Genomic DNA, 20,384 nt, shown 5'->3' on the forward strand with positions numbered 1-20,384 from the left:
TATGGAACTTCTCCTTGTCCACCACCGGATAGCCGTCCCGGGTCGGCAGGTCGTAGACCTGCCGCCGGCCCGGTCGGCCACCGACGAGATGTCCGCCATCCGGCGGAACACACTGCGCCGGACAGCCGAAATCCGCCACCGATTTCCCCGCCGGCCGTCTCGCACGGTGGCCTCGCCGCCTCTCACCGTTGTGGACGGGATGGCCAGCCTGCGGCACGCGATCGAGACGACACCGATTCCCGGGGCACCACCTCGGCTTTCCCACCAGGGCGCGGCCATCGGGCTCGCGCTGCTCGACACCTCGTTGCGGCTCAACCACGTGCGCCGGCTGACCGAGCGGCTCACCGTGGTGGAGCACGGCAGCGCGCGCCGCATCACCGAGGTGGACGTCGGGCTCAAGCTGCTCGACGAAGGCCAGCGCCAGGCGGCCGCCGGGCTGCAGGACCTGCTCGGTCACGAGCACGGCGTCCGCACCAGCGCCCCCGGCCCGCACCGGCAGTCGCTCTGGGTGCCGCTGGCCCGGCTGCCGCGCCGTGACGTGTCACCGGTCGACGTCTACGACAGCGCCGGGCGGAAGCTGCCCCGCCTCACCCAGCACGAAGCGTCCCGGCTCATCGCGTCCGGGCTTTACCTGCTGCTGCGCGGAATCCTCTCCAGCGACGAGCACGCCCAGTCGGCGAAACAGGACCTCAACACCTTCCTCTTCCAGGTGCACGAACCGCGCTGGCTGGTCCAGCAGGCTCTGCTCACGCTGCTCACTGAGCGGAACCATCCGGACGAGGAGTTCGTCCTGCCGCCCGCCGCGGGCACCGTCCCCGGCTACGGCAGGCAGTGCCGGGAAATGGCACTGCGCATTCTCGACGACTACGCCGATCTCCTCGTCGAATACGCGCAACTGCTCGACGTCGCGGTCCGCGACTACCTGCTCGTGGTCTCCCTCGACGATTCGGTCGACGAACACCGGCTCAGCTACGAGACCCCGTTGCACGTCGACGCGAAAGCACCGTGGTGGACCGACCAGTGGCAGCGGCTGCTGGCCAGCCGCCGCGGGTACTTCGTCGGCTACGAGACGACGGTCCCGGCCACGCTCAAGTCCTACCACCTGGTGGCCAGCACCTCGCCGGAGGCCGAGATCGGCCGGATGTACCTGTCCACCGACTCCGACCGGCATCTGGTCGACGGGCTCGCCGCGGACCTGCGCTCGCTCGCCGAACGCAAGGACGCCGCCACGCTCGAGGAATCCGGCGGCGCCACGCACAAGATCCTGGAACTGCAGGCACAAACCGTGCTGCGCAAGCTGGCCGATCTGCTGCGCCGCCGGAAATGGGAGGCCGGCCAGTCCGGGGTGGGACTGCCACCGGAAAGCCTGCCCGCCTGTCATGATCTGGCGGCGGCGGCGACCACGGGCGACGCGGTGCGGACGGAGACCAACGAGCTCGACAATTCCCTGTTGCGGCATCCGCAGTTCACGGTCGAGAACCTGCGCGCCGCCGCCGCCGAGCTCCTCGACCGGGATTTCGGCCGGGATCTGGTGCTGGTCAGCACCGTCACCGACAACGAGGCCCGCGCCTACTGGCGCCGCTCGGGCAGCGGCGACGTGCGCGGTGAGCAGGTGCACGTGCGGGCCGGGCTGGTGCTGAAGGATTCCACGAAATCGGGACCGCTCAACGTCATGATCTACGCGCTGGCGGTCGCGATGGTGTCGTTCGTGCTCGGCTGGCTGCTCGCGCACAGCCCGTGGCCCTACGGGCGGGAAGCCACGGAAGCGCTTTCCCACATCGGCGACGGACAGTCCGTGATCACCATGCTCCTGCTGGTGCCAGGGTTCCTCTACACGCGGCTTTCGCTGCCGCCGCGGCGGACCGTGGTCGGGTATCTCGGCACCCTGCCCAGGGCGCTCGGCCAGCTCAGTATTGCCGCCGCGGCCGCATTCGCCGCTACCATTGCGACACAGAGCACTGGCCGGATCGTGCAGATTTCGCTGACAGTCGCGGTCGGGCTGCCGGTGCTGACCGCGCTGCTGCTGCTCGGCCAGCGCTCCTGGCACGAATCCGCCGTGCCGCTGTCCCGGATCGGCGTGCCGCGCTGGGTCGGGGCCGGCGAGCGCAAACAGCGGCGCCCACGGGACGCCAACGTCCGGTTCGACTCATCTGGGGGTAGGGATGGCGCTTCTGCCAGGGGACCCGCGCGCATCGATCCGCAACGTGGCCGACCTGGCGAGAGCCGGCTTCGAGATAGCCCGGCGGCCGGTGACCAAAGTGGACTTCGAGGTGCACCACGTCCGGGCCCGCCAGGGCTACCTGCGCGAGCTCGCCGCCGGCTCGACCTTCCTGGAAGCGGTCTGTTCCGCGACCAACGGCGCCGGCGTCGTGATCGGGACGCGCACCCGCAAACCGGTGGACGGGGCTGAAACCGTCGAGGCCGACGACGGGCCGCAGCGCGCCGAACCGCCGCAGCCCACCGACGACGGCTGGATCTTCCGCCAGGCCGCGTGGCCGAATCCCACGTTCATCTACGAATCCGCCCAGACGTTCGAAGGGCTGATCGGCATCGACCCCGGCGCGCGCGAGGTCGGTGACTGGCACGGGCTCGCGATCCGTGATCTGACCAAGGAAATCGCGGAGGCGGCCAATCTCGGCGGGGCGCCGCTGCTCACGCTCCAGTGCCCCGCGCAGCTGCCCATCATCGTGAAGACACGCAACCACGATCTGCGCACCCGCAAGGAGATCGCGGCGCCGTGTGCCTCGCTGGCGGTCCGGTTCTCCATCGCGCTGCGCGACACCTCGGTGGCCAAACGGTTCGAGCTGAGCGACCGGATCCACGAGCTGTGCGAAAAGCACGGGTTCAGCTTCTGGATCGCCGACACGCGACCGGCGCACCGCCCCGGCAACTGGTTCGAGGTGTGCCACGCCGACGGCCAGTTCTCCCCGCTCTACAACGGCGACATCCGCTCGCGGCAGCGGATCAGCACCTGCCTGCCGGTCACCTTCGCCGGGCCCGCGCGGATCGGGTCGACGCACGCGATCGTCTCGTTCCTGCAGCGCTACCCGCAGGTCGGTGTCGTCGGCTGCTCGGGCAGCACACTGGCGGACCTGGCGTTCGTCCACCTGCAGCTGTCCGTGCAGGGCGTCGCCGCCGAGCGGCTGAACCGGATCCTGGGCAAGCTGCTCGGCGAGCAGTCGACGCCGGCCCGGCCGCGGAAGCTGCTGCGCGAACTGTTCAACCGGCTGGGCCTCAAGCCCGACCCCGTCGAAAGCGGCCCATCGGCACCGGATCCGGCGATCGACTACCAGAGCTTCGCCGGGCCCGCGTTCGCCTACCGGCCGCATCTCATGCCGGATTCGCTGGCGGTGTGGATCTCCTGGGAGATCGCCCGGCAGGACCGCAGCCTCGACGCGCCGCTGGACTGTCTCTACCGCGCGATGGCGAAGGTCGTGCCGCGGCTGTCCGGCGAGCAGGAGCCGCGTTCACTGGGCGACGTGGCGACCGTGGAGTACCTGATCTGCAGGGCGACCGAACAGTCCGTGGTGCGCGGCAAGGCGAAGCTCGCCGTGCCGCGCACCGTGCTCCGCTGGTTTTCCACCGGAGGCGCCGAGCCCGCGGCATCGAAGCTGTGCGTCTCGCTGGAGGAGGCGTGGAAGTCGGAGGTCGAACAGTCCGCTGTGGACGGTGTCAGTGAGCTGACCGTGGCCTGGCGGGAGTCCTGGCTGGGGCACTGGACGTATTCGTGACGACGGAGCCGGACAACCGCACCGCCGTGGCCAACGAGTTTTCGGGCCAGGCACAGACCGTGGTCCAGGCCGGGCGGATCGAGCACGTCCACTTCCACCTGGCGAACCCTCCGGCCGGCCTCGGTGGCGCGCCACGGACGATCGCCGACTGGAACCCGTTCGATCTGGGGGTGCACCACTCACTGGCGGTCCGGTCCCCGGGCGAAGACCTGCCCGAACTGCCGCGCTACTTCCGTCGCGGCCACGACGACGAGCTCGACGGCGCGCTGCCGGACCCGCCACGCAGTGTCGCGATCGTTGTCGTCGGGAGTTCGTCGACGGGCAAGACACGCACGCTTTACGAGGCCGTCCGCCGGTATGCGGCGGTGCGCCGGTGGCCACTGAACTATCCGCAGGACGCCCGGAGCCTCGACCAGGCCTTCGACGCGGGGCTGGTGGCGCCCCGGACCGTGTTGTGGCTCAACGAGACGCAAGAGCATTTGTCCGGTCTGCACGGCGAGTCCGCGGCCGCAGGGCTGCGAGCGCTGCTCAACGGCAGCATCGCGGGGCCGGTGATCGTGCTCGGCACGCTGTGGCCCGAACACTGGGACGAGCTGACCGCCGAACCGCGCGGCGGACGCGACCCCCACCATCACGCACGTCAGCTCCTGCTCCACCAGGTCCGGCGGATCCGGGTGCCCGGCCGGTTCACGGCCGCCGAAATCGGCGGGCTCGACGGCGGTACGGCGGATCCGCGGCTGCTGTCCGCGGCCGAGGGCTCCGTGAGCACCCGGCAGGTCATCCAGACACTGGCCGGTGGCCCGCTGCTCGTCGACCGCTACGAACACCCGCACACCGCCACCGACCGGTACGCGACGGCCGTGATCGCCGCGGCGCTGCACGCGCGGCAGCTGGGCCACCACAATCCCTTGCCGCACAAGCTACTCCGTGACGCCGCCCCCGCTTACCTGAGCGAGGACGACCACATCGACCTGCCCGCCGGCTGGTTCACGATGGGCCTCGCCCGCGCGCTGAACGACACCGTGCACGGCGTGACCGCCTTCCTCCCCCGCCGGACGCGGCCCGGCCCGGGGCCGGCGGACGCGTACGAGCTGCACGACTACCTCACCCAGCACGGCGCGCACGACGGAAACGCCCCGGCCAGGACGTGGGAAGCCTTGATCTCCCACGCCCGCACCCCGGACGATCTGCTCCGCGCGGCCAACCGCGCCGCCGGTGAACTCCGGTACCACTACGCGGAGCGGCTGCACCGCGCGGCGATCGACGCCGGAGCCACCCGGCCGCCGGACGAGCTGAAGGAAATGGTGCTCAAACGCGCGCAGCTGGAGCAGTTGCGTAGCCTCGTCGCCGCCGGGACCACCCCGGCGCGGCTCGATCAGGTCTTCTACGAGCGGGTGATCGACCGGCTCGGCACCCTGCCGCCGCGTCAGCGGGCCGCCTTCGTCCTGCGGTACATGGAAAGTCTCTCGGTGCACGAGATCGCCGCCACCCTGGGCACCGCACCGGCCACCTCCCGCCGGCACATCAACGCCGCGCTGGCCGCGCTCCGAACAGAACTCGCCGCGGCCACAAATCCTTGACCGGCACCGGAACTTTTCAGGACTCCCGCGGCAACCGCCGGGCCACCGGCTGGACGTGCACCTCGTCCGGCCCGTCGTAGAGCCGCGCTTCCCTGGCGTGGCGGTACATCCGTGACAGTGGCGTGCCGTCCGTCAGGCCGGCGGCGCCGTGGACGTGGGCGGGCGGAGTCCGATACGGAGTGCCACCGTCTCCGCCGTGCGGTTCCGTCCATCGAGCCGCAGCCGCGCCACCTGCACGACGTTGCCCGGCCCGGCGGTGGCGTAATGGTGGAGCAAACGTCCCTTGCTCGCCGACATCTCGGTCCAGCCGTCGTGCACGCCGAGGTAGCTCACCGTGGATTCGCTGAACCCGCCCGCGGCGGCCAGCGCGCTCGCCGCCTCGCCATCGGTGGCGGCGAGCGCGCCGTCCTGCGGGAAAGCGCTGTCCGCCGGGGTGGAGGTGGTGTCGGCGCCAGGCGCCGCTCCACCGTCCCCGGCCGGCTGCGCCTCGGCCGTACCCGCCGCCGTTCGCCGGAACGCAATCCGAAAACCTGAAATTCAGTCTTATGGGCAGTTGCGCGCGAAATGCCGCCGATCCGGATTGCAGTGGCCGGGAGCGCCGCCGAAACTCGGGGAATGGCAGAGAGCTTGTTTTCGGACGAGGACGACGAGCGCGAACCGCGGTTCGGGCGGCAGCTGCGCGGCTACGGGCGGCAGGAGGTCGACGAGTTCGTGCGCAAGCAGCGCACGCGGGCCGCACGCCAGGCCGAGGCATTGCGCCAGGCCGAAGAGAGGCTGGCCGCGCTGAACGCCGACCCGTCGGTACCGCTCGAAGTCGTCGGCTCGGGCGGGATCGGGGCGCGGGTCGAGCGGATCATCGCGCAGGCCGAAGCCGAGGCCAAGGAGATCCGGGCACAGGCCGCGAAGGAGGCCGCCGAGTCCCGCGCGGAGGTCGAGGAGCAGGCCGACCAGGCCCGCCGGCACCGTGAGGCCGCGGCGAAGGTGTCCGCCGAGGAGGCCCGCAAGATGATCGCCGACGCCGAAGCGGAGGTCGAGCGGCTGCGCGAGGTGCGCAAGTCGCTGCTGGGCCGGCTCACCGAAATCGGCGACGCGGTGGACGACATCACCGGGCGCGGCAAACCCGCCGCGCCCAAACCCCGTGCCCCGCTGGCGAAAGCCATGATGACCGGCACCGAAAAGGCCACCAGTTCGCCTTGACCGCCCGGGATTCAGCGGAGCGCGGGCAGCCCCTCGATGATCGCGGCCAGCATCCGTTTCATCGTCGGCTCGAACGGCAGGCAAGCCGCGGCCACCTCGGGATCGGTGGCGTAGAGCCGCCGCAGCACCTCGGGCGGGTTCGCGGCCGGGTACAGCAGACCCGCGAAACCGGCCGCGGCGCCCGCCACCTCCGCCGCCTCCGCCGCGGTGAGTTTCGGGTACACCCGGGCGATTTCCGCGCCCACGGTCCCGGTCATGCGCAGCATGCCCAGTTTGAAGGAGCGCGCGGCGGCCGGTGAGACATTGTGCTCCAGCGTGGTCCCGCTGTGGCTGAGCAGATCGCAGAACAACGGCCGCGCCGCGAGGGTTTCGGTCAGCGCCTCGACCAAGCTCGCCCGGTCGGTGACGGCCGCCAGCCGTCGCAGCACCGCGGACTGCCAGTCCGCCGATTCCTGCCCCGCCAGTTCCAGGTAGATCTCCTCGCGGGTGGCGAAGTACCGGGCCAGGTTGGATTTCGCGAGCCCCACTTCCGCCGCGACACTGCCGAGGCTCACCGTGCGCACCCCGTCGCGGAGCGCGAGTTCCCGCGCGGCGGCCAGGATCGCCTCGCGCCGCTGCTGCTTGTGCTCCGGGCGCCTGGCCCGGAGAAACGCTCCCTGAGACATATCTCAGCCATCATACGATCATCGTTAAGCGAACGCTGTTCTCTTGTTAACTGAACACCGTACTGCTAACTTCGGCTTCATGGCGGACACGACATTGCGGGTCAACGGGACCACGCACCGGCTCGACCTGGAGCCACGGGTGAGCCTGCTCGACGCGTTGCGCGAGCACCTCGGGCTGACCGGCACCAAAAAGGGTTGCGACCAGGGCGCCTGCGGGGCGTGCACCGTGCTGGCGGACGGCGAACGGATCAACGCCTGCCTGGCACTGGCCGTGCAGTACGAGGGGCGCGAGATCACCACCATCGAAGGGGTGGCAGACCCGCTGCAGGCCGCGTTCGTGCGCACCGACGGCTTCCAGTGCGGCTACTGCACCTCCGGGCAGATCTGCTCGGCGCTCGGAATGCTCGCCGAGCACAAGGACGGAGCGCCGAGCGCGGTCACCGAACCCGTCACCGAAACCCCGGCGGAGCTGACCGACGAGGAGATCCGCGAGCGGATGAGCGGCAATCTGTGCCGCTGCGGCGCCTACAACGGCATCGTCGACGCGATCAAGGAAGTGGCCGGATGAGATCGTTCTCCTACGTCAGCGCGCCGGACGTGCCCGCGGCGCTCGCCGCCGTCGCCGGCTCCCCGGGGGCGAAATTCCTCGGCGGCGGCACGAATCTCGTCGACCTGATGCGCCAGGACATCGAACGGCCCACGACCGTCGTCGACATCACCCGGCTGCCGCTGACCGGCGTCGAGGAACTGCCGGATCACACCCTCCGGATCGGCGCGCTGGCCCGCAACAGCCAGGTCGCCGCGCACCCGCTGCTGCGCACGCGGTACCCGGTGCTGGCGCAGGCCATCCTCAACGGCGCGTCGGCGCAGCTGCGGAACATGGCCACCATCGGCGGAAACCTGGTGCAGCGCACGCGATGTCTCTACTTCTACGACCGCGCCGCCGCCTGCAACAAGCGCGAACCCGGCGCCGGCTGCGCGGCCGTCGGGGGCTTCACGCGCAACCACGCGATCCTCGGCGTCAGCGAGCACTGTCTCGCCGCGCATCCCTCCGACCTGTGCGTCGCGCTCGCGGCGCTCGACGCGACGATCGAGGTGGAGAGCACGCGGGGCGTGCGGCGCATCCCGGTCGAGGAGTTCCACCGGCTCCCCGGCGGCACCCCGCAGGTGGAGACCGCGCTCGCCCCGGACGAGTTGATCACCGCCGTCGAACTGCCACCGCTGGCGGCCGCCTCCCGCTACCGGAAGGTGCGTGACCGAGCTTCCTACGCCTTCGCGCTCGTCTCGGTCGCCGCCGCCCTCCGGGTGGACGGCGACCGCATCGGCGAAGTCCGGCTCGCGCTCGGTGGCGTGGCAACGAAGCCTTGGCGGGCAAGGGAAGCCGAGCGGGTACTGCTCGGCGCTCCGGCCACCGCCGAGTCGTTCGCCCGGGCCGCCGACGCCGAACTGGCGGCCGCGGCCACGACGCCGGAGAACGCGTTCAAGGTCGGACTCGCGCGGCGCACGATCGTCGCGACGCTGAGCCGGCTCGCCGAGGAGTCCGCATGAGGACTGCGTGCAGGTCCGAATCAGCAAGCGCCATGCCGGCCAACGACACTGCCGCGGCTTGCCGCGTCCTGAAAGGTAGGGCCGCATGACCATGCTCGGCAAACCGCTCGACCGTGTCGACGGCGGACCGAAGACCACCGGTGCCGCGAAATTCTCGGCCGAATACCCGTACCCGGGCCTGACGCACGCCGCACTGGTGCACGCCACCGTCAGCCGCGGCCGGATCACCGGCATCGAGACCACGGCCGCCGCGGCGGTGCCCGGCGTGGTGGCCGTGCTGACCCATCACAACGCGCCACCGTTGAAGCCGCCGCAGAAGGTCAGCCCGCTGAACCTGGCGACGCTCGTCTCCGGCAGCTCGGTGAACTACCTGCAGGCCGACGAGGTGCACTGGGACGGGCAGCCCGTTGCCGTCGTTGTCGCCGAAACCCTCGACGCGGCAAGGGAAGCGGCGTCCCTGGTGCGGGTGAGCTACGAAGTCCTTCCCGCCATTGTGGACTTCGCCGCCGAAGAGGACAACGCCAGGCCACAACCGAACAGCCCGATCTCGCAAGGCTTCGCCAAGAAAGGCGACGCAGAGGCCGCGCTCGCCGCGGCGGCGGTCTCGGTCGACCTGCGCTTCACCACTCCCCCGTACCACCACAACGCGATCGAGCCGCACGCGACCACCGCGGTGTGGGACGGCGACCGGCTCACCGTGCACGACGCCACCCAGTCCCTCGACTGGTTCCAGCGCCACCTGGCGCGGCGGTTCGGTATCCCGGTGGCGAACGTGCGGATGCTCGCGCCCTATGTGGGCGGCGGGTTCGGCGGCAAGGGCTCGATCTGGGCCGGCACGATCCTCGCCGCGCTGGCGGCGCGGGCCACCGGCAGGCCGGTCCGGCTGATGCTGACCCGCGAGGGCGTCTACCGCACGGTGGGCGGGCGCACGCCCTCCACGCAGCGGGTGGCGCTGGGCGCCGGGGCGGACGGGAGGCTCACCGCGCTGATCCACACCAGCGTCGCGCGGACCGGCCGCACCGGGGGCAACCCGGAGCAGATCACCTCGCAGTCCCAGCACCTCTACGCGGCCGACAACATCCTGCTGCGGCAGCACATCGCCGAGCTGGACCTGGTGCCGAACACGGCCATGCGCGCACCCGGCGAGTCGATCGGGACCTTCGCGCTGGAGTCGGCGATCAACGAGCTCGCCGACCGGCTCGGGGCCGATCCGATCGAGTTCCGGCTGCGCAACGAACCGGCGGTGAACCCGTTGGACGGCAAGCAGTTCTCGCACCGGATGCTGCGCGAGGCGTACGAGCTGGGTGCGCAGCGGTTCGGCTGGGCAGCGCGCAGCCCGGAACCCGGGTCGATGCGGGACGGGCGGTGGCTGGTCGGGATGGGGGTCGCCTCGGCCTATCACCCGTCGTGGCAGTTCGCCGCGAACGTCACCGTGCGGCTGTCCGCCGACGGGAACGTGCTGCTGCGCTGCGGCTTCCAGGAAATGGGCATGGGCGGCGCCACCGCCCAGGCGCAGATCACCGCGGACGCGCTGGGTGTGCCCTTCGACGCGGTTCACGTGGAGTACGGCGACTCCACGCTGCCGACCGCGCCCGGCGCCGGCGGCTCCATGCAGACGGCGAGTGTCGCCGGCAGTGTGCTGGCCGCCTGCGCCAAACTGCGGCGGGCTCTCCGCGCGGGCGAGGGCGACGATCTGCCCGAACTGGTGCGGCGATCGGGAAAGTCCTTTGTGGAGAGTGCCGTCGGTGCCGACACCGGCCTTGGCCGCGCCGCCGGGCAGGTGCGGTTCCTCGGCAAGATGCTGCGGGACCGCCGTCGCTGGGTGAAAGCCGCCGCCGGAGCGCATTTCTGCGAGGTGCGGGTCGATCCCGACACCGCCGAGGTGCGCCTCTCGCGCTGGCTCGGGATGTTCGACGTCGGCCGGGTGATCAACGCCAAGACCACGGCGAGCCAGCTGCGCGGCGGGATCGTGATGGGCATCGGGATGGCGCTGAGCGAGCACACCCTGGTGGACCCGCGCACCGGGCGCATCATGAACCCCGGGCTCGGCGAGTACCACGTGCCGGTGCACGCCGACGTGCCGCCGATCGACGTGTCCTGGCTGGACGAACCGGATCCGACGATGCCGCTGGGCCTGCTCGGGGTCGGCGAGGTCGGGATCACCGGCGTCGCGGCGGCGATCGCCGCCGCGGTGCACCACGCGACCGGCAAGCGCATCCGCGACCTGCCCATCACCCTCGACAAACTGCTGTAGGCCGGCGTCCGAAAACCGCGTGAGAAAGGGGCCGCCGCCCCGGTAGCGTCTCGATCGTGACGACGACTTCGCCCGCACCGCCGGCCAGCCGGTACCGGTTCAGCGCACTGGCCGCGGTCGCGGTGACGGTGCTCGCCTGGGCGTCCGCGTTCGTGGCCATCCGCTACGTCGGCGCCTCCTACGAGCCCGGCGCGCTCGCGCTGGGACGGCTGCTGACCGGCTCCCTCGCGCTCGGCGTTTCGCTGCTGTCGAGCCGCCGCTGGGTGCGGCCGACCGCGCGCGAATGGGCGCTGATCGCGCTGTGCGGACTGGCCTGGTTCGGGATCTACAACGTGGCGCTCAACGCCGCCGAGCACCGGGTCGACGCGGGCACCACCGCGATACTGGTCAACATCGGCCCGATCCTGATCGCGCTGCTGGCCGGAGTGCTGCTGCACGAAGGGTTCCCGCGCTGGCTGGTGATCGGGGCGCTGGTCGCGTTCGGCGGGGCGGTGCTGGTGGGGACGGCGACCAGCGACGGTTCGGCGGATCTGGCCGGCGTGCTGCTGTGCCTCGTCGCGGCGGTCACCTACGCGATCGGTGTGCTGGCGCAGAAACCGGTGCTGCGCAGGCTGCCCGCGCTGCAGGTCACGTGGCTGGCCTGCACCGTCGCGGCCGTGGCCTGCCTGCCGTTCGCGCCCACGCTCGTCCACGACGTGTCGGCCGCCCCGCCGGTGGCCACCGTGTGGCTGGTCTACCTCGGGGTGGTGCCGACCGCGCTCGCCTTCAGCACCTGGGCCTACGCGCTGGCGCGGATCAACGCCGGGCGGCTCGGCGTGAGCACGTACGCGGTCCCGCCGATCACGATCGTGCTGGGCGCGGCGTTCCTGGGAGAAGTGCCGCCGGTGCTGGCGCTCGTCGGCGGGGTGATCTGCCTGGCCGGGGTCGCCCTGTCGCGGCGGCGCTACTCCGCCGTTCGTCGCTGATCCGACCACAGCCACGGCGGAAACAGGTCACTGAGAGCAGATCGCCCGCGGCTGCGTATCCGCCTACTTCCGGTCGGATCAGCGACCTGCAACACTCGCCGCATGGCCAGGAACTCGTGCCCGTGCGGACTCGGGCGACCCTACGAAAGCTGCTGCGGACGGCTGCACCGGCACGAGGCGGTGGCCGCCACCCCGGAGGAGCTGATGCGTTCCCGCTACAGCGCTTTCGCGGTGGGCGACGCCGGATACCTCCGGGAGACCTGGCATCCCCGCACGCGGCCGAAGACGATCGACCTCAGCGGCCAAGCCGCCGAAGAGTGGACCCGGCTGGAAATCCTGTCCACCTCGGGCGGCAGTGCTTTCCACGTCGAAGGCACCGTGGAGTTCCGCGCGCACTACCGCGCGGGCGGCGAAGAGCATACGCAGTACGAGCACAGCACCTTCGTCCGCGAAGACGGCCGCTGGTTCTACGTCGACCAGCTGAACTAGCGGCCCACCGCGCCCGGCGGCAGACTGGCCCGATGGCCGGAGACAACGAATTCCCCGTTCTGCGCCAGACCGTTCTGGACTGCCCGGACGCCCGCGCGCTGGCCGAGTTCTACCGGCGGTTACTGGGTTTCCACTACCGCCATGGCGACGAACCGCCTGCCGGGGGCGAGCCGGACACCCAGGCCGGCGAGTGGCTGGTGCTGCGCAATCCCGGAGGCGGCGGGCAGCTGGCGTTCCAGCCGGTGCCGGGGCTGCCGGAGGCGACCTGGCCCGAGGGCCCGGTGCCCCAGCAGCTGCACCTGGACCTGGCGGTGGGGTCGGTAGCGGACCTGGACCGGCAGCACGAGCGCGCGATGGCGCTGGGCGCGCGGCTCCTGCAGGACCGGTCGGACGATCCCGTGGAGCCGCTGCGTGTCTACGCCGATCCGGCCGGGCACCCGTTCTGTGTGTTCGTCTCCCCGGCGGTCTGAACCACTTGTTCCGTCGCCGCCGCGAGCGAGGCCGCCGCGAGGTCCCGCAGCCCGTGCAGCCGCGGGATGTCCGCGGCCCTCGTCAGGTCGGCGTGGATGAACGTGAACTCCGCGACGCCGAGGTTCTCGAAGTACCTGCGCAGATAGGGTTCCTGGAAATCGAACCCCGCACGCGGGCTGTGCGGCCCGTAACCGCCGCCGCGCGCGGCGACGATCACCACCCGCGTCGCGGCCAGCAGGCTCTCGCCGGTGCCGGGGTCGGTGAACACGCCGGGGAAGGTGATCCGGTCGATCCACGCCTTGAGCGTGGCGGGCACGGTGAAGTTGTACATCGGAGTGCCGATCAGCAGGACGTCGGCGGCGAGCACCTCCTCCACCAGCGGCCCGGTCAGCGCCCACTCCCGCTCCTCGGCCGCGCTCTCGGTCAGTTCACCGATCTTGTCCCTCGGCACGATGCCGCTACGTTCGACGCGGGTGCCCAGCGTCACATATGCCGAGGTCACGAGCGGTATCGGGTCGGCGGCCAGGTCGCGGTAGCGGTAGCCGGCGTCGCCGTGGCACTCGCGCCAGGCGGCGGCGTAGCGCGCGGAAAGCCGCCGGCTGACCGAGATCCCGCCAGGGCCGGGGCTCGAGTCCACATGCAGCAGGTTCGTCATCGAGGTCACCTTCGCCGGTTCGGACACGTCGAAGAAGTGACGGCGGGCGCGCGCGAAAGGTGACCATGGACGAGTTCGAAGCACACCGGGGCCGGTTGCGGGCGGTGGCCTACCGGATGCTGGGGTCGGCCACCGAGGCCGAGGACGCGGTGCAGGAGGCGTGGATCCGCTTCCACCGCACCGATCTCACCGAGGTCGGGAACCTGGCGGGCCGGCTCACCACCGTGGTTTCGCGGATCTGCCTCGACCTGCTCCGCGCCCGCGACGCACGCCCGGAGGATCCGGTCGGCGAACTGCCGGAGGGGGCCTGGGACGCCGATCCGGAACAGGAGGCCGTGCTCGTCGACTCGGTCGGCCGCGCCCTGCTGGTCGTGCTCGGCACACTCTCCCCCGCCGAGCGGATCGCGTTCGTGCTGCACGACCTGTTCGCGGTGCCGTTCGACCAGATCGCCCCCGTCCTCGACCGGACCGTGGTCGCGACGAAGAAGCTCGCGAGCCGCGCGCGGCGGCGCATCCAGGGCAGCCCGACGGCTCCGGCCGCCGAACGCGCCCGGCACCGGGCGGTGGTGGAGGCGTTCCTCGCCGCCTCGCGCACCGGTGATCTCGACGGGCTGCTGGCCGTGCTCGCGCCGGACGTCGTACGCCGTGCCGACGCCTCGGCCCTCCCGCCCGGCCGGGCAACGGTCGCCCACGGCGCCGACATCGTGGCGCGGGAGACGGCCGGCTTCGGCCGCCGGTCCGCCTTCGCCGCCACGGCGCTTGTGGACGGTGCCGTCGGCGCGGTGGTCGCGCCGTTCGGAAAACTGCTGATAGCGCTTTCCGTGACGGTGTCCGGCGACCGCATCACCGGCTACGAGGTGATCACCGGCCCGGACCGGCTGCACGCGCTCAGCATCGCCCTGCTCGACGATTTTCCGGTTGTCACGAACGAAACACCGCACTAGGCCATCCGGCGGTATCGAGCACACATTATCGGCGCATTTCTTGACACGCCCGACGTGGTTGCGGTCACACTGGCCTCGTCGGAGATCGAGGAGGCTTGCCGATGGTGCGGCTCGACGGTTTCGGGTGTTTCTACTGCGGGCTGCCGGTTCGGTTCAACGGGGCAAGACATCATCCCGGGCAGGTGGTCATCGAGCACGTCTCCCTCGCGCCGCCCGGCCCCGACGGGCTGCCCGATCTGAAGGTCCTGCACCGCTTCTGCTCCCGGGTGATGCGCTGCGGGCACGAGTCCTCGGTCATGCTGCGGCGCGCCTGGCTGGGCTGGGCCACCGGCGAGTACGAGTCCTGGCAGCGGGAAAAGCGTTACGGGACAAGGCATTACCTGCGCCTGGGGGTGCATTCGGGCGGCACCCTGTTCCGGAAACACTGGCGCGTGCGCAAAATGCGCTGCGCCGCGTACGCCTGCCGCTACTACACGGCCTGCCACCGGCACGGCGCGGCGGCGGACCGGGCCGGATCCGCCACGCGGCCGGGCTACCTCGGGGTCACCTGAGCACGGCCCGCCCCGGAGCGACCAACCCGAGTTTGCGGAGGACACGTGCTTGTTCGAATGATCCTTGGCGTGCTGATCACGGTGGCGGGACTGGCTTTCGCGGGCAGGCGGGCCTGGTGGCTGTACCGCCTGATGCGGTCCGGCCAGCCGCTGCACGGGCGCACCGACAACCTGCGGGAACGCGCCACGGCACAGCTGGTGGAGGTGTTCGGTCAGCGCAAACTGCTCAAATGGTCCATCCCCGGGCTCGCGCACTTCTTCACGTTCTGGGGTTTCGTCATCCTCGCCTCGGTGTATCTGGAGGCCTACGGGAGCCTGTTCGACGAGACCTTCAGCATCCCGTGGATCGGGCACTGGGCGGTGCTCGGTTTCCTGCAGGACTTCATCGCCGTCGCGGTGCTGGTCTCGCTGATCACGTTCGCGATCATCCGGCTGCGCAACGCACCCGAGCGCAAGGCGCGCGCGTCCCGGTTCTACGGTTCGCACCTCGGCGGCGCGTGGCTGATCCTGCTGATGATCTTCAACGTGGTCTGGACGATGTTCCTGTTCCGCGGTTCCTCGGCCGCGGCGGGCACGTTCCCCTACGACTCCGGCGCCTACGTGTCGCTGGGCCTGGGTAAACTGATCGGCCTCGCCGGGCACGGCCCGGCGGTGGTGCTGGAGGACGTCGGGCTGCTGCTGCACATCGGCGTGATGCTCGTGTTCCTGGTCATCGTGCTGCACTCCAAGCACCTGCACATCTTCCTGGCGCCGCTGAACGTGACCACGAAACGGATGCCGGACGCGCTGGGCCCGCTGCTGCCGATGGAGTCCGGCGGCGAGCCGATCGACTTCGAGGACGCCGACGAGGACGCGATCTTCGGCCGCGGCAGCATCGAGGACTTCACGTGGAAAGGCATCCTGGACTTCTCCACCTGCACCGAATGCGGCCGCTGCCAGTCGCAGTGCCCGGCGTGGAACACCGGGAAACCCTTGTCCCCCAAGATGGTCATCATGGACCTGCGGGACCACCTGTTCGACACCGCGCCCTATCTGATCGGCGGCAAGGACTCCGCGGAACGGCCGGAAACGCCGTTGGTGGGTGAAGGCGGGGTGATCGAGCCAGACGTGCTGTGGTCGTGCACCACCTGCGGAGCCTGCGTCGAACAATGCCCGGTGGACATCGAGCACGTGGACCACATCGTCGACATGCGCCGCCACCAGGTGCTCATCGAAAGCGCTTTCCCGACCGAGCTGGGCACCCTGTTCAAGAACCTGGAGAACAAGGGAAACCCCTGGGGGCAGAACAACTCCGAACGCCTCGACTGGGCCGGCGACCTCGGGTTCGAGGTGCCCGTGTGCGACGGCACGCTCGACGACGCGGTCGAGTACCTGTTCTGGGTGGGCTGCGCGGGCGCGTTCGACGACAACGCGCGCAAGACCGTGCGCGCCACGGCCGAATTGCTGCATCTGGCCGGGGTGAGCTTCGCGGTACTCGGCGACGGCGAGACGTGTACCGGGGACCCGGCACGGCGCTCCGGCAACGAGTTCCTGTTCCAGATGCTCGCCCAGGAAACGAAGGAAACGCTCAACGCGGTGTTCGAAGGCCGCGAGCCCGCCGCCCGCAAGATCGTCACCACCTGCCCGCACTGCCTCAACACCCTGGGCCGCGAGTACCCGCAACTGGAGGGCCACTACGAGGTCGTGCATCACACGCAGCTGCTGAACCGGCTGGTGCGCGAGCGCAAACTCGTGCCGGTGGCCCCGGTGCCGGGCACCACCGTCAACGGGGTCGGCCCGGTGGAAGGGAAACCGCTCACCTACCACGACCCGTGCTACCTCGGGCGCCACAACAAGGTCTACACCCCGCCGCGCGAACTGGTCGAAGCCACCGGCGCCACGCTGACCGAGATGCCGCGGCACGCCGACCGGTCGCTGTGCTGCGGCGCGGGCGGGGCGCGGATGTGGATGGAGGAGAAGATCGGCAAGCGGATCAACCTGGAGCGGGTGGACGAGGCGCTGGGCACCGAGGCGGGCACCATCGTGACCGGCTGCCCGTTCTGCAAGGTGATGATCACCGACGGCCTGGTGCAGCGGCAGAGCGAGAACGTCGGTGAGGACGTGACGGTGCGAGACGTCGCCCAGGTGCTGCTGGAGTCGGTCACCCGGGAAGGCGCACCGGCACCGGAGCCGTCGGCGCCCTAGCTCTTCCCCAGCCCCGCGATCAGAAACCCGACCAGCCGGCGCGCGTCGTAATCGGGATCCTTTTCCGCGCCGATGCAGAGGTTTCCGACGGCGTGCAGCAGCTCCAGTGCTTTGACATCGCCCCGGATCTCACCGGCGCCGGCCGCGGCGCCGAGCAACTGGGCGCAGACCGGCAGGAGACGGTCGAGGAAGTAGGAGTGCAGTGTGCCGAAGCCTGCTTCGTCGGAACGCAGCACTCCGGCGAGGCCGTGCTTGGTCACCAGGAAATCCACGAAAAGGTTGACCCATTCCCTCAGCGCGGCGTACGGCGTCGCGCTGCTCGCCAGCAGCGCGGGCCCGGCTTCGGCGCACGCCTGCACCTGGTGCCGGTAGACGGCGATGATGAGTTCCGCCCTGGTCGGGAAATGCCGGTAGATCGTGCCCATGCCGACCCCGGCCTTGGCCGCGATGTCGCGCACCGGCGCATCCACGCCGGAGGTCACGAACACGGCGGCGGCCGCGTCGAGCAGGGTCTCCTGATTGCGCCGTGCGTCCGCCCGCCGGGGCCGGGCCGCAGGGCTCCCGCACTCCTTGACCACGCCGCTCCCTTCCCCGCTTGCCAAGCGGAGCATTGTTCCGTATCGTTTGCGGAGCAAGGTTCCGCTTGCATCCATGATGCCAGAGCGGGGGCCTGCGGCCAAACCACACGGCAATGGAGGCACCACGGTCATGCAGTACCGCACATTGGGCCGTACCGGGATCCAGGTAAGTTCACTCGCCCTGGGCGCGATGAACTTCGGCAGGAACGGGCGCACCACTCAGGACGACGTCACCGCCATCATCGACGCCGCGCTCGAAGGCGGGATCAACCTCATCGACACCGCCGACTTCTACAGCGCCGGCGAGTCGGAGCAGCTGGTCGGCAAGGCCATCGCCGGCCGCCGCGACGACATCGTGCTCGCCACGAAGGCGGGCCTGCCCATGGGCGAGGAGCGCAACCACCAGGGCGCGTCACGCCGCTGGCTGGTCACCGAGCTGGACAACAGCCTGCGCCGCCTCGATGTCGATCACGTCGATCTCTACCAGGTCCACCGGTGGGACCCGCGCACCAGCGACGAGGAAACGTTGTCGGCGCTGACCGATCTGCAGCGCGCCGGGAAGATCCGGCACTTCGGCTCCTCGACCTTCCCGGCTTACCGCATCGTGGAAGCGCAATGGGCGGCCCGCGAACATCACCTGAGCCGCTACGTCACCGAGCAGCCGAGCTATTCGATCCTGCAGCGCGGAATCGAGAGGGACGTATTGCCGGTGACCGAGCAGTACGGGCTTGGTGTGCTGGTGTGGAGCCCGCTGGCTTCGGGCTGGCTTTCCGGCGCGGTGCGCGAGGGGCAGGAGATCACCACCCACCGCGCGACGCTGCTGCCACAGCGCTTCGACCTCACCGTCCCCGCCAACCGGGCCCGGCTCGACGCCGTCGAGCAACTGGCCAAGGTGGCCGACGAAGCCGGCCTGACCTTGATCCAGCTCGCGCTCGGGTTCGTGACCGCGCACCCCGGCGTCACCAGCGCGCTCGTCGGGCCACGCACGCTCGAGCATCTGCAGTCGCAACTCGCCGCGGCCGACACCGTGTTGTCCGCTGACGTGCTCGACGCGATCGACACGATCGTCGCCCCCGGAGTCGACCTCGCCGCGCACGAAAAGCTCGACACCCCGCCCGCGCTGCTGGACCCGTCGCTGCGCCGCCGCTGACCGGGAAGGGAAGCCCGCCATGCCAAAACCCAGCTTCGGCATCGCGACCGCGCCGATGCAGGTCGGATACCAGGACGTCCAGCGAGTGTGGCGCGAAGCGGACGCCATCGCGGAGATCGAGCACGCGTGGCTGTTCGATCACCTCATGCCGATCGGCGGCGACCCCGACGGGCCCATTTTCGAAGGCTGGACACTGCTTTCGGCCCTCGCCGCGCAAACCGGACGGGTCCGCCTCGGCCTGCTCGTGACCAGCAACCGGTTCCGCCCACCCGCGATGCTGGCCAAGATCGCCACGACGGTCGACATCGTGTCCGGCGGGCGGCTCGACTTCGGCATCGGCGTGGGCTCCCGGCCCAGCGCCCCGATCGCCCGCCGCGAGTACGAGGCGCATGGGCTGCCGTTCCACGACACCGCGCACGCCGTGGGCAGTTTCGCCGAAGCCTGCACGGTGATCCGGCGGCTGTGGACCGAGGACAAGCCGTTCGACTTCGACGGCACCTACCACCGGCTGACAGGTGCGTTCGGCAATCCGAAGCCCCTGCAGCGCCCGCATCCGCCGATCGTCATCGGCGGCCGCGCCGCCGCGACGCTGCGCGTGGTCGCCGAGCACGCCGACGTGTGGAACATCCCCGGCGGCGACATCGCCGACGTGATCAGCCGCGGCGCGCTGCTGGACCGCTACTGCACCGAAATCGGCCGCGATCCCGCCGGGATCACCCGCTCCATCCACCTGCCGGTGTCCTACGACGAACCCGGCAGCACGAGGGAAGCGATCAAGGAGGCCCTCGGCGCCGGCTTCCCGCACGTCGTCCTCGGCCTGCCTTCGCCGTTCCCCGCCGGGGTGGCGCAGTGGGCCGCCGACGAGCTGATCGGCAAGGCGGCCGCGTAGCACTCAGCGCTCGCCCGTGGGCGGCAGGTGTCGGCCGTTACGATCCGCCGCCCCCGGGCCACCGGCCCAGCACGGCGAGAACGGGCCCGAGGGTTCGAGCCCGGCTCCCGCACCAGGCCGTGCGTCCGGCACACCGTCTCGTACAGCGCGTCCAGGTCGTCCACGCCGCCCCTGCGGAGCCAGTGATCGACCACGGCCGAGTTGGCGGACTCCAGCATCGCCGCGAGTACACCTGGCTGGACATCGGCCTCGGGGTCGGTATCGAGGGATTGCGCGAGCAGCGTGGTCAAGGCGCCTTGCACTGCTGCGGCGTTCGCCGTGCGCCCGACGCATCGCCTCGGGCGCGGTCGCGGCTGCCTTACCCCACCTGAGATAGGTGGTGAGCCCGTTTCCGGGTCCCGCAACGGGCCGAGTTCGGCGAAGGCCTGAAGCGCCGTGGCGTTGCTCCTTCGCCGGAAGTCGAACTCATCGCAACGGCACTTTCCGCCTCGGGCCACGGGGATGTGCTGCCTTGGTACCTCGCTCTCGGTGCG

Annotated in this window: 20 protein-coding genes; 15 read left to right on the plus strand and 5 right to left on the minus strand. The window is 70.7% G+C overall.

Annotation, left to right across the window (positions count from 1 at the left end):
- The first annotated feature begins 1 nt into the window (after nucleotide 1).
- The 3 genes from VHD82_RS23200 to VHD82_RS23210 are packed head-to-tail and all read left to right on the plus strand — an operon-like array spanning nucleotide 2 to nucleotide 5,311.
- A complete protein-coding gene (locus tag VHD82_RS23200; protein WP_325707636.1) occupies nucleotides 2-2,410 on the plus strand; it encodes a hypothetical protein in 2,409 nt (802 codons plus the stop codon).
- Nucleotides 2,301-3,731 carry a hypothetical protein gene (locus VHD82_RS23205; RefSeq protein WP_325707964.1) on the plus strand — a complete coding sequence of 477 codons (1,431 nt, stop codon included), beginning with the start codon at nucleotides 2,301-2,303 and terminating at the stop codon, nucleotides 3,729-3,731. Before VHD82_RS23200 ends, VHD82_RS23205 begins: the two co-directional genes overlap by 110 nt.
- Nucleotides 3,728-5,311, plus strand: coding sequence for a sigma factor-like helix-turn-helix DNA-binding protein (locus VHD82_RS23210; protein WP_325707639.1), 1,584 nt, complete (start codon nucleotides 3,728-3,730; stop codon nucleotides 5,309-5,311). Before VHD82_RS23205 ends, VHD82_RS23210 begins: the two co-directional genes overlap by 4 nt.
- Nucleotides 5,312-5,327: 16 nt before the next feature.
- Here VHD82_RS23210 and VHD82_RS23215 read toward each other — a convergent pair whose 3' ends face one another.
- Complete coding sequence (locus tag VHD82_RS23215; RefSeq protein WP_325707642.1) at nucleotides 5,328-5,420, minus strand: hypothetical protein; 93 nt, start codon at nucleotides 5,418-5,420, stop codon at nucleotides 5,328-5,330.
- 23 nt (nucleotides 5,421-5,443) lie between these two features.
- Nucleotides 5,444-5,848, minus strand: coding sequence for a hypothetical protein (locus tag VHD82_RS23220; protein ID WP_325707968.1), 405 nt, complete (start codon nucleotides 5,846-5,848; stop codon nucleotides 5,444-5,446).
- A gap of 78 nt (nucleotides 5,849-5,926) precedes the next feature.
- Here VHD82_RS23220 and VHD82_RS23225 point away from each other — a divergent pair, with 78 nt between their 5' ends.
- Nucleotides 5,927-6,508 (plus strand): hypothetical protein, encoded by a 582-nt coding sequence (locus VHD82_RS23225; protein ID WP_325707645.1) that lies wholly within the window; start codon nucleotides 5,927-5,929, stop codon nucleotides 6,506-6,508.
- An 11-nt stretch (nucleotides 6,509-6,519) separates the two neighbouring features.
- On the opposite strand, the gene VHD82_RS23230 is transcribed toward VHD82_RS23225, so the two are convergent.
- Nucleotides 6,520-7,173, minus strand: a complete 654-nt coding sequence (locus VHD82_RS23230; protein ID WP_325707648.1) for a TetR/AcrR family transcriptional regulator — start codon at nucleotides 7,171-7,173, stop codon at nucleotides 6,520-6,522.
- Nucleotides 7,174-7,252: 79 nt separating this feature from the next.
- Between VHD82_RS23230 and VHD82_RS23235 the strand changes: the two genes are divergently transcribed.
- The 6 genes from VHD82_RS23235 to VHD82_RS23260 all read left to right on the plus strand — a co-directional run bounded on the left by VHD82_RS23235 (nucleotide 7,253) and on the right by VHD82_RS23260 (nucleotide 12,899).
- A complete protein-coding gene (locus VHD82_RS23235; protein WP_325707651.1) occupies nucleotides 7,253-7,741 on the plus strand; it encodes a 2Fe-2S iron-sulfur cluster-binding protein in 489 nt (162 codons plus the stop codon).
- Nucleotides 7,738-8,721 carry a xanthine dehydrogenase family protein subunit M gene (locus VHD82_RS23240; protein ID WP_325707654.1) on the plus strand — a complete coding sequence of 328 codons (984 nt, stop codon included), beginning with the start codon at nucleotides 7,738-7,740 and terminating at the stop codon, nucleotides 8,719-8,721. Before VHD82_RS23235 ends, VHD82_RS23240 begins: the two co-directional genes overlap by 4 nt.
- An 85-nt stretch (nucleotides 8,722-8,806) precedes the next feature.
- Complete coding sequence (locus VHD82_RS23245) at nucleotides 8,807-10,975, plus strand: xanthine dehydrogenase family protein molybdopterin-binding subunit (protein WP_325707657.1); 2,169 nt, start codon at nucleotides 8,807-8,809, stop codon at nucleotides 10,973-10,975.
- Between the two features lie 56 nt (nucleotides 10,976-11,031).
- Nucleotides 11,032-11,940 (plus strand): DMT family transporter, encoded by a 909-nt coding sequence (locus VHD82_RS23250; protein WP_325707660.1) that lies wholly within the window; start codon nucleotides 11,032-11,034, stop codon nucleotides 11,938-11,940.
- A 102-nt stretch (nucleotides 11,941-12,042) separates the two neighbouring features.
- Nucleotides 12,043-12,429, plus strand: a complete 387-nt coding sequence (locus VHD82_RS23255) for a YchJ family protein (RefSeq protein WP_325707663.1) — start codon at nucleotides 12,043-12,045, stop codon at nucleotides 12,427-12,429.
- 32 nt (nucleotides 12,430-12,461) lie between these two features.
- The gene (locus tag VHD82_RS23260; RefSeq protein ID WP_325707666.1) at nucleotides 12,462-12,899 is read left to right on the plus strand and encodes a VOC family protein; all 438 of its coding nucleotides are present in this window, start codon (nucleotides 12,462-12,464) and stop codon (nucleotides 12,897-12,899) included.
- Here VHD82_RS23260 and VHD82_RS23265 read toward each other — a convergent pair.
- Entirely contained in the window at nucleotides 12,845-13,555 is a 711-nt protein-coding gene (locus tag VHD82_RS23265) for an FMN-dependent NADH-azoreductase (protein ID WP_325707669.1), read from the minus strand. The two genes, VHD82_RS23260 and VHD82_RS23265, sit on opposite strands and share 55 nt — an antisense overlap.
- 65 nt (nucleotides 13,556-13,620) lie before the next feature.
- Between VHD82_RS23265 and VHD82_RS23270 the strand changes: the two genes are divergently transcribed.
- From VHD82_RS23270 to VHD82_RS23280, 3 genes are all read left to right on the plus strand, one after another.
- A complete protein-coding gene (locus VHD82_RS23270; RefSeq protein WP_325707672.1) occupies nucleotides 13,621-14,499 on the plus strand; it encodes a sigma-70 family RNA polymerase sigma factor in 879 nt (292 codons plus the stop codon).
- A 101-nt stretch (nucleotides 14,500-14,600) separates the two neighbouring features.
- Nucleotides 14,601-15,050 carry a hypothetical protein gene (locus VHD82_RS23275; protein ID WP_325707674.1) on the plus strand — a complete coding sequence of 150 codons (450 nt, stop codon included), beginning with the start codon at nucleotides 14,601-14,603 and terminating at the stop codon, nucleotides 15,048-15,050.
- Between the two features lie 45 nt (nucleotides 15,051-15,095).
- The gene (locus VHD82_RS23280) at nucleotides 15,096-17,234 is read left to right on the plus strand and encodes a (Fe-S)-binding protein (RefSeq protein ID WP_325707677.1); all 2,139 of its coding nucleotides are present in this window, start codon (nucleotides 15,096-15,098) and stop codon (nucleotides 17,232-17,234) included.
- On the opposite strand, the gene VHD82_RS23285 is transcribed toward VHD82_RS23280, so the two are convergent.
- Nucleotides 17,231-17,836 carry a TetR/AcrR family transcriptional regulator gene (locus VHD82_RS23285; RefSeq protein ID WP_325707679.1) on the minus strand — a complete coding sequence of 202 codons (606 nt, stop codon included), beginning with the start codon at nucleotides 17,834-17,836 and terminating at the stop codon, nucleotides 17,231-17,233. The genes VHD82_RS23280 and VHD82_RS23285 overlap by 4 nt on opposite strands.
- A 106-nt stretch (nucleotides 17,837-17,942) precedes the next feature.
- Between VHD82_RS23285 and VHD82_RS23290 the strand changes: the two genes are divergently transcribed.
- Complete coding sequence (locus VHD82_RS23290; protein ID WP_325707682.1) at nucleotides 17,943-18,962, plus strand: aldo/keto reductase; 1,020 nt, start codon at nucleotides 17,943-17,945, stop codon at nucleotides 18,960-18,962.
- A gap of 19 nt (nucleotides 18,963-18,981) precedes the next feature.
- Complete coding sequence (locus VHD82_RS23295; protein ID WP_325707685.1) at nucleotides 18,982-19,851, plus strand: LLM class flavin-dependent oxidoreductase; 870 nt, start codon at nucleotides 18,982-18,984, stop codon at nucleotides 19,849-19,851.
- Nucleotides 19,852-20,384: the final 533 nt, after the last annotated feature.

It is taken from the genome of Amycolatopsis sp., assembly GCF_035546795.1.
Taxonomy (GTDB): Bacteria; Actinomycetota; Actinomycetes; order Mycobacteriales; family Pseudonocardiaceae; genus Amycolatopsis_E.

Coding starts and splice junctions, on each gene's coding strand:
- VHD82_RS23245 (WP_325707657.1), top strand. CDS start 8,807: ATGACCATGCTCGGCAAACCGCTCGACCGTGTCGACGGCGGACCGAAG.
- VHD82_RS23235 (WP_325707651.1), top strand. CDS start 7,253: ATGGCGGACACGACATTGCGGGTCAACGGGACCACGCACCGGCTCGAC.
- VHD82_RS23275 (WP_325707674.1), top strand. CDS start 14,601: ATGGTGCGGCTCGACGGTTTCGGGTGTTTCTACTGCGGGCTGCCGGTT.
- VHD82_RS23290 (WP_325707682.1), top strand. CDS start 17,943: ATGCAGTACCGCACATTGGGCCGTACCGGGATCCAGGTAAGTTCACTC.
- VHD82_RS23200 (WP_325707636.1), top strand. CDS start 2: ATGGAACTTCTCCTTGTCCACCACCGGATAGCCGTCCCGGGTCGGCAG.
- VHD82_RS23270 (WP_325707672.1), top strand. CDS start 13,621: ATGGACGAGTTCGAAGCACACCGGGGCCGGTTGCGGGCGGTGGCCTAC.
- VHD82_RS23255 (WP_325707663.1), top strand. CDS start 12,043: ATGGCCAGGAACTCGTGCCCGTGCGGACTCGGGCGACCCTACGAAAGC.
- VHD82_RS23295 (WP_325707685.1), top strand. CDS start 18,982: ATGCCAAAACCCAGCTTCGGCATCGCGACCGCGCCGATGCAGGTCGGA.
- VHD82_RS23230 (WP_325707648.1), bottom strand. CDS start 7,173: ATGTCTCAGGGAGCGTTTCTCCGGGCCAGGCGCCCGGAGCACAAGCAG.
- VHD82_RS23260 (WP_325707666.1), top strand. CDS start 12,462: ATGGCCGGAGACAACGAATTCCCCGTTCTGCGCCAGACCGTTCTGGAC.
- VHD82_RS23225 (WP_325707645.1), top strand. CDS start 5,927: ATGGCAGAGAGCTTGTTTTCGGACGAGGACGACGAGCGCGAACCGCGG.
- VHD82_RS23265 (WP_325707669.1), bottom strand. CDS start 13,555: ATGACGAACCTGCTGCATGTGGACTCGAGCCCCGGCCCTGGCGGGATC.
- VHD82_RS23215 (WP_325707642.1), bottom strand. CDS start 5,420: ATGTACCGCCACGCCAGGGAAGCGCGGCTCTACGACGGGCCGGACGAG.
- VHD82_RS23240 (WP_325707654.1), top strand. CDS start 7,738: ATGAGATCGTTCTCCTACGTCAGCGCGCCGGACGTGCCCGCGGCGCTC.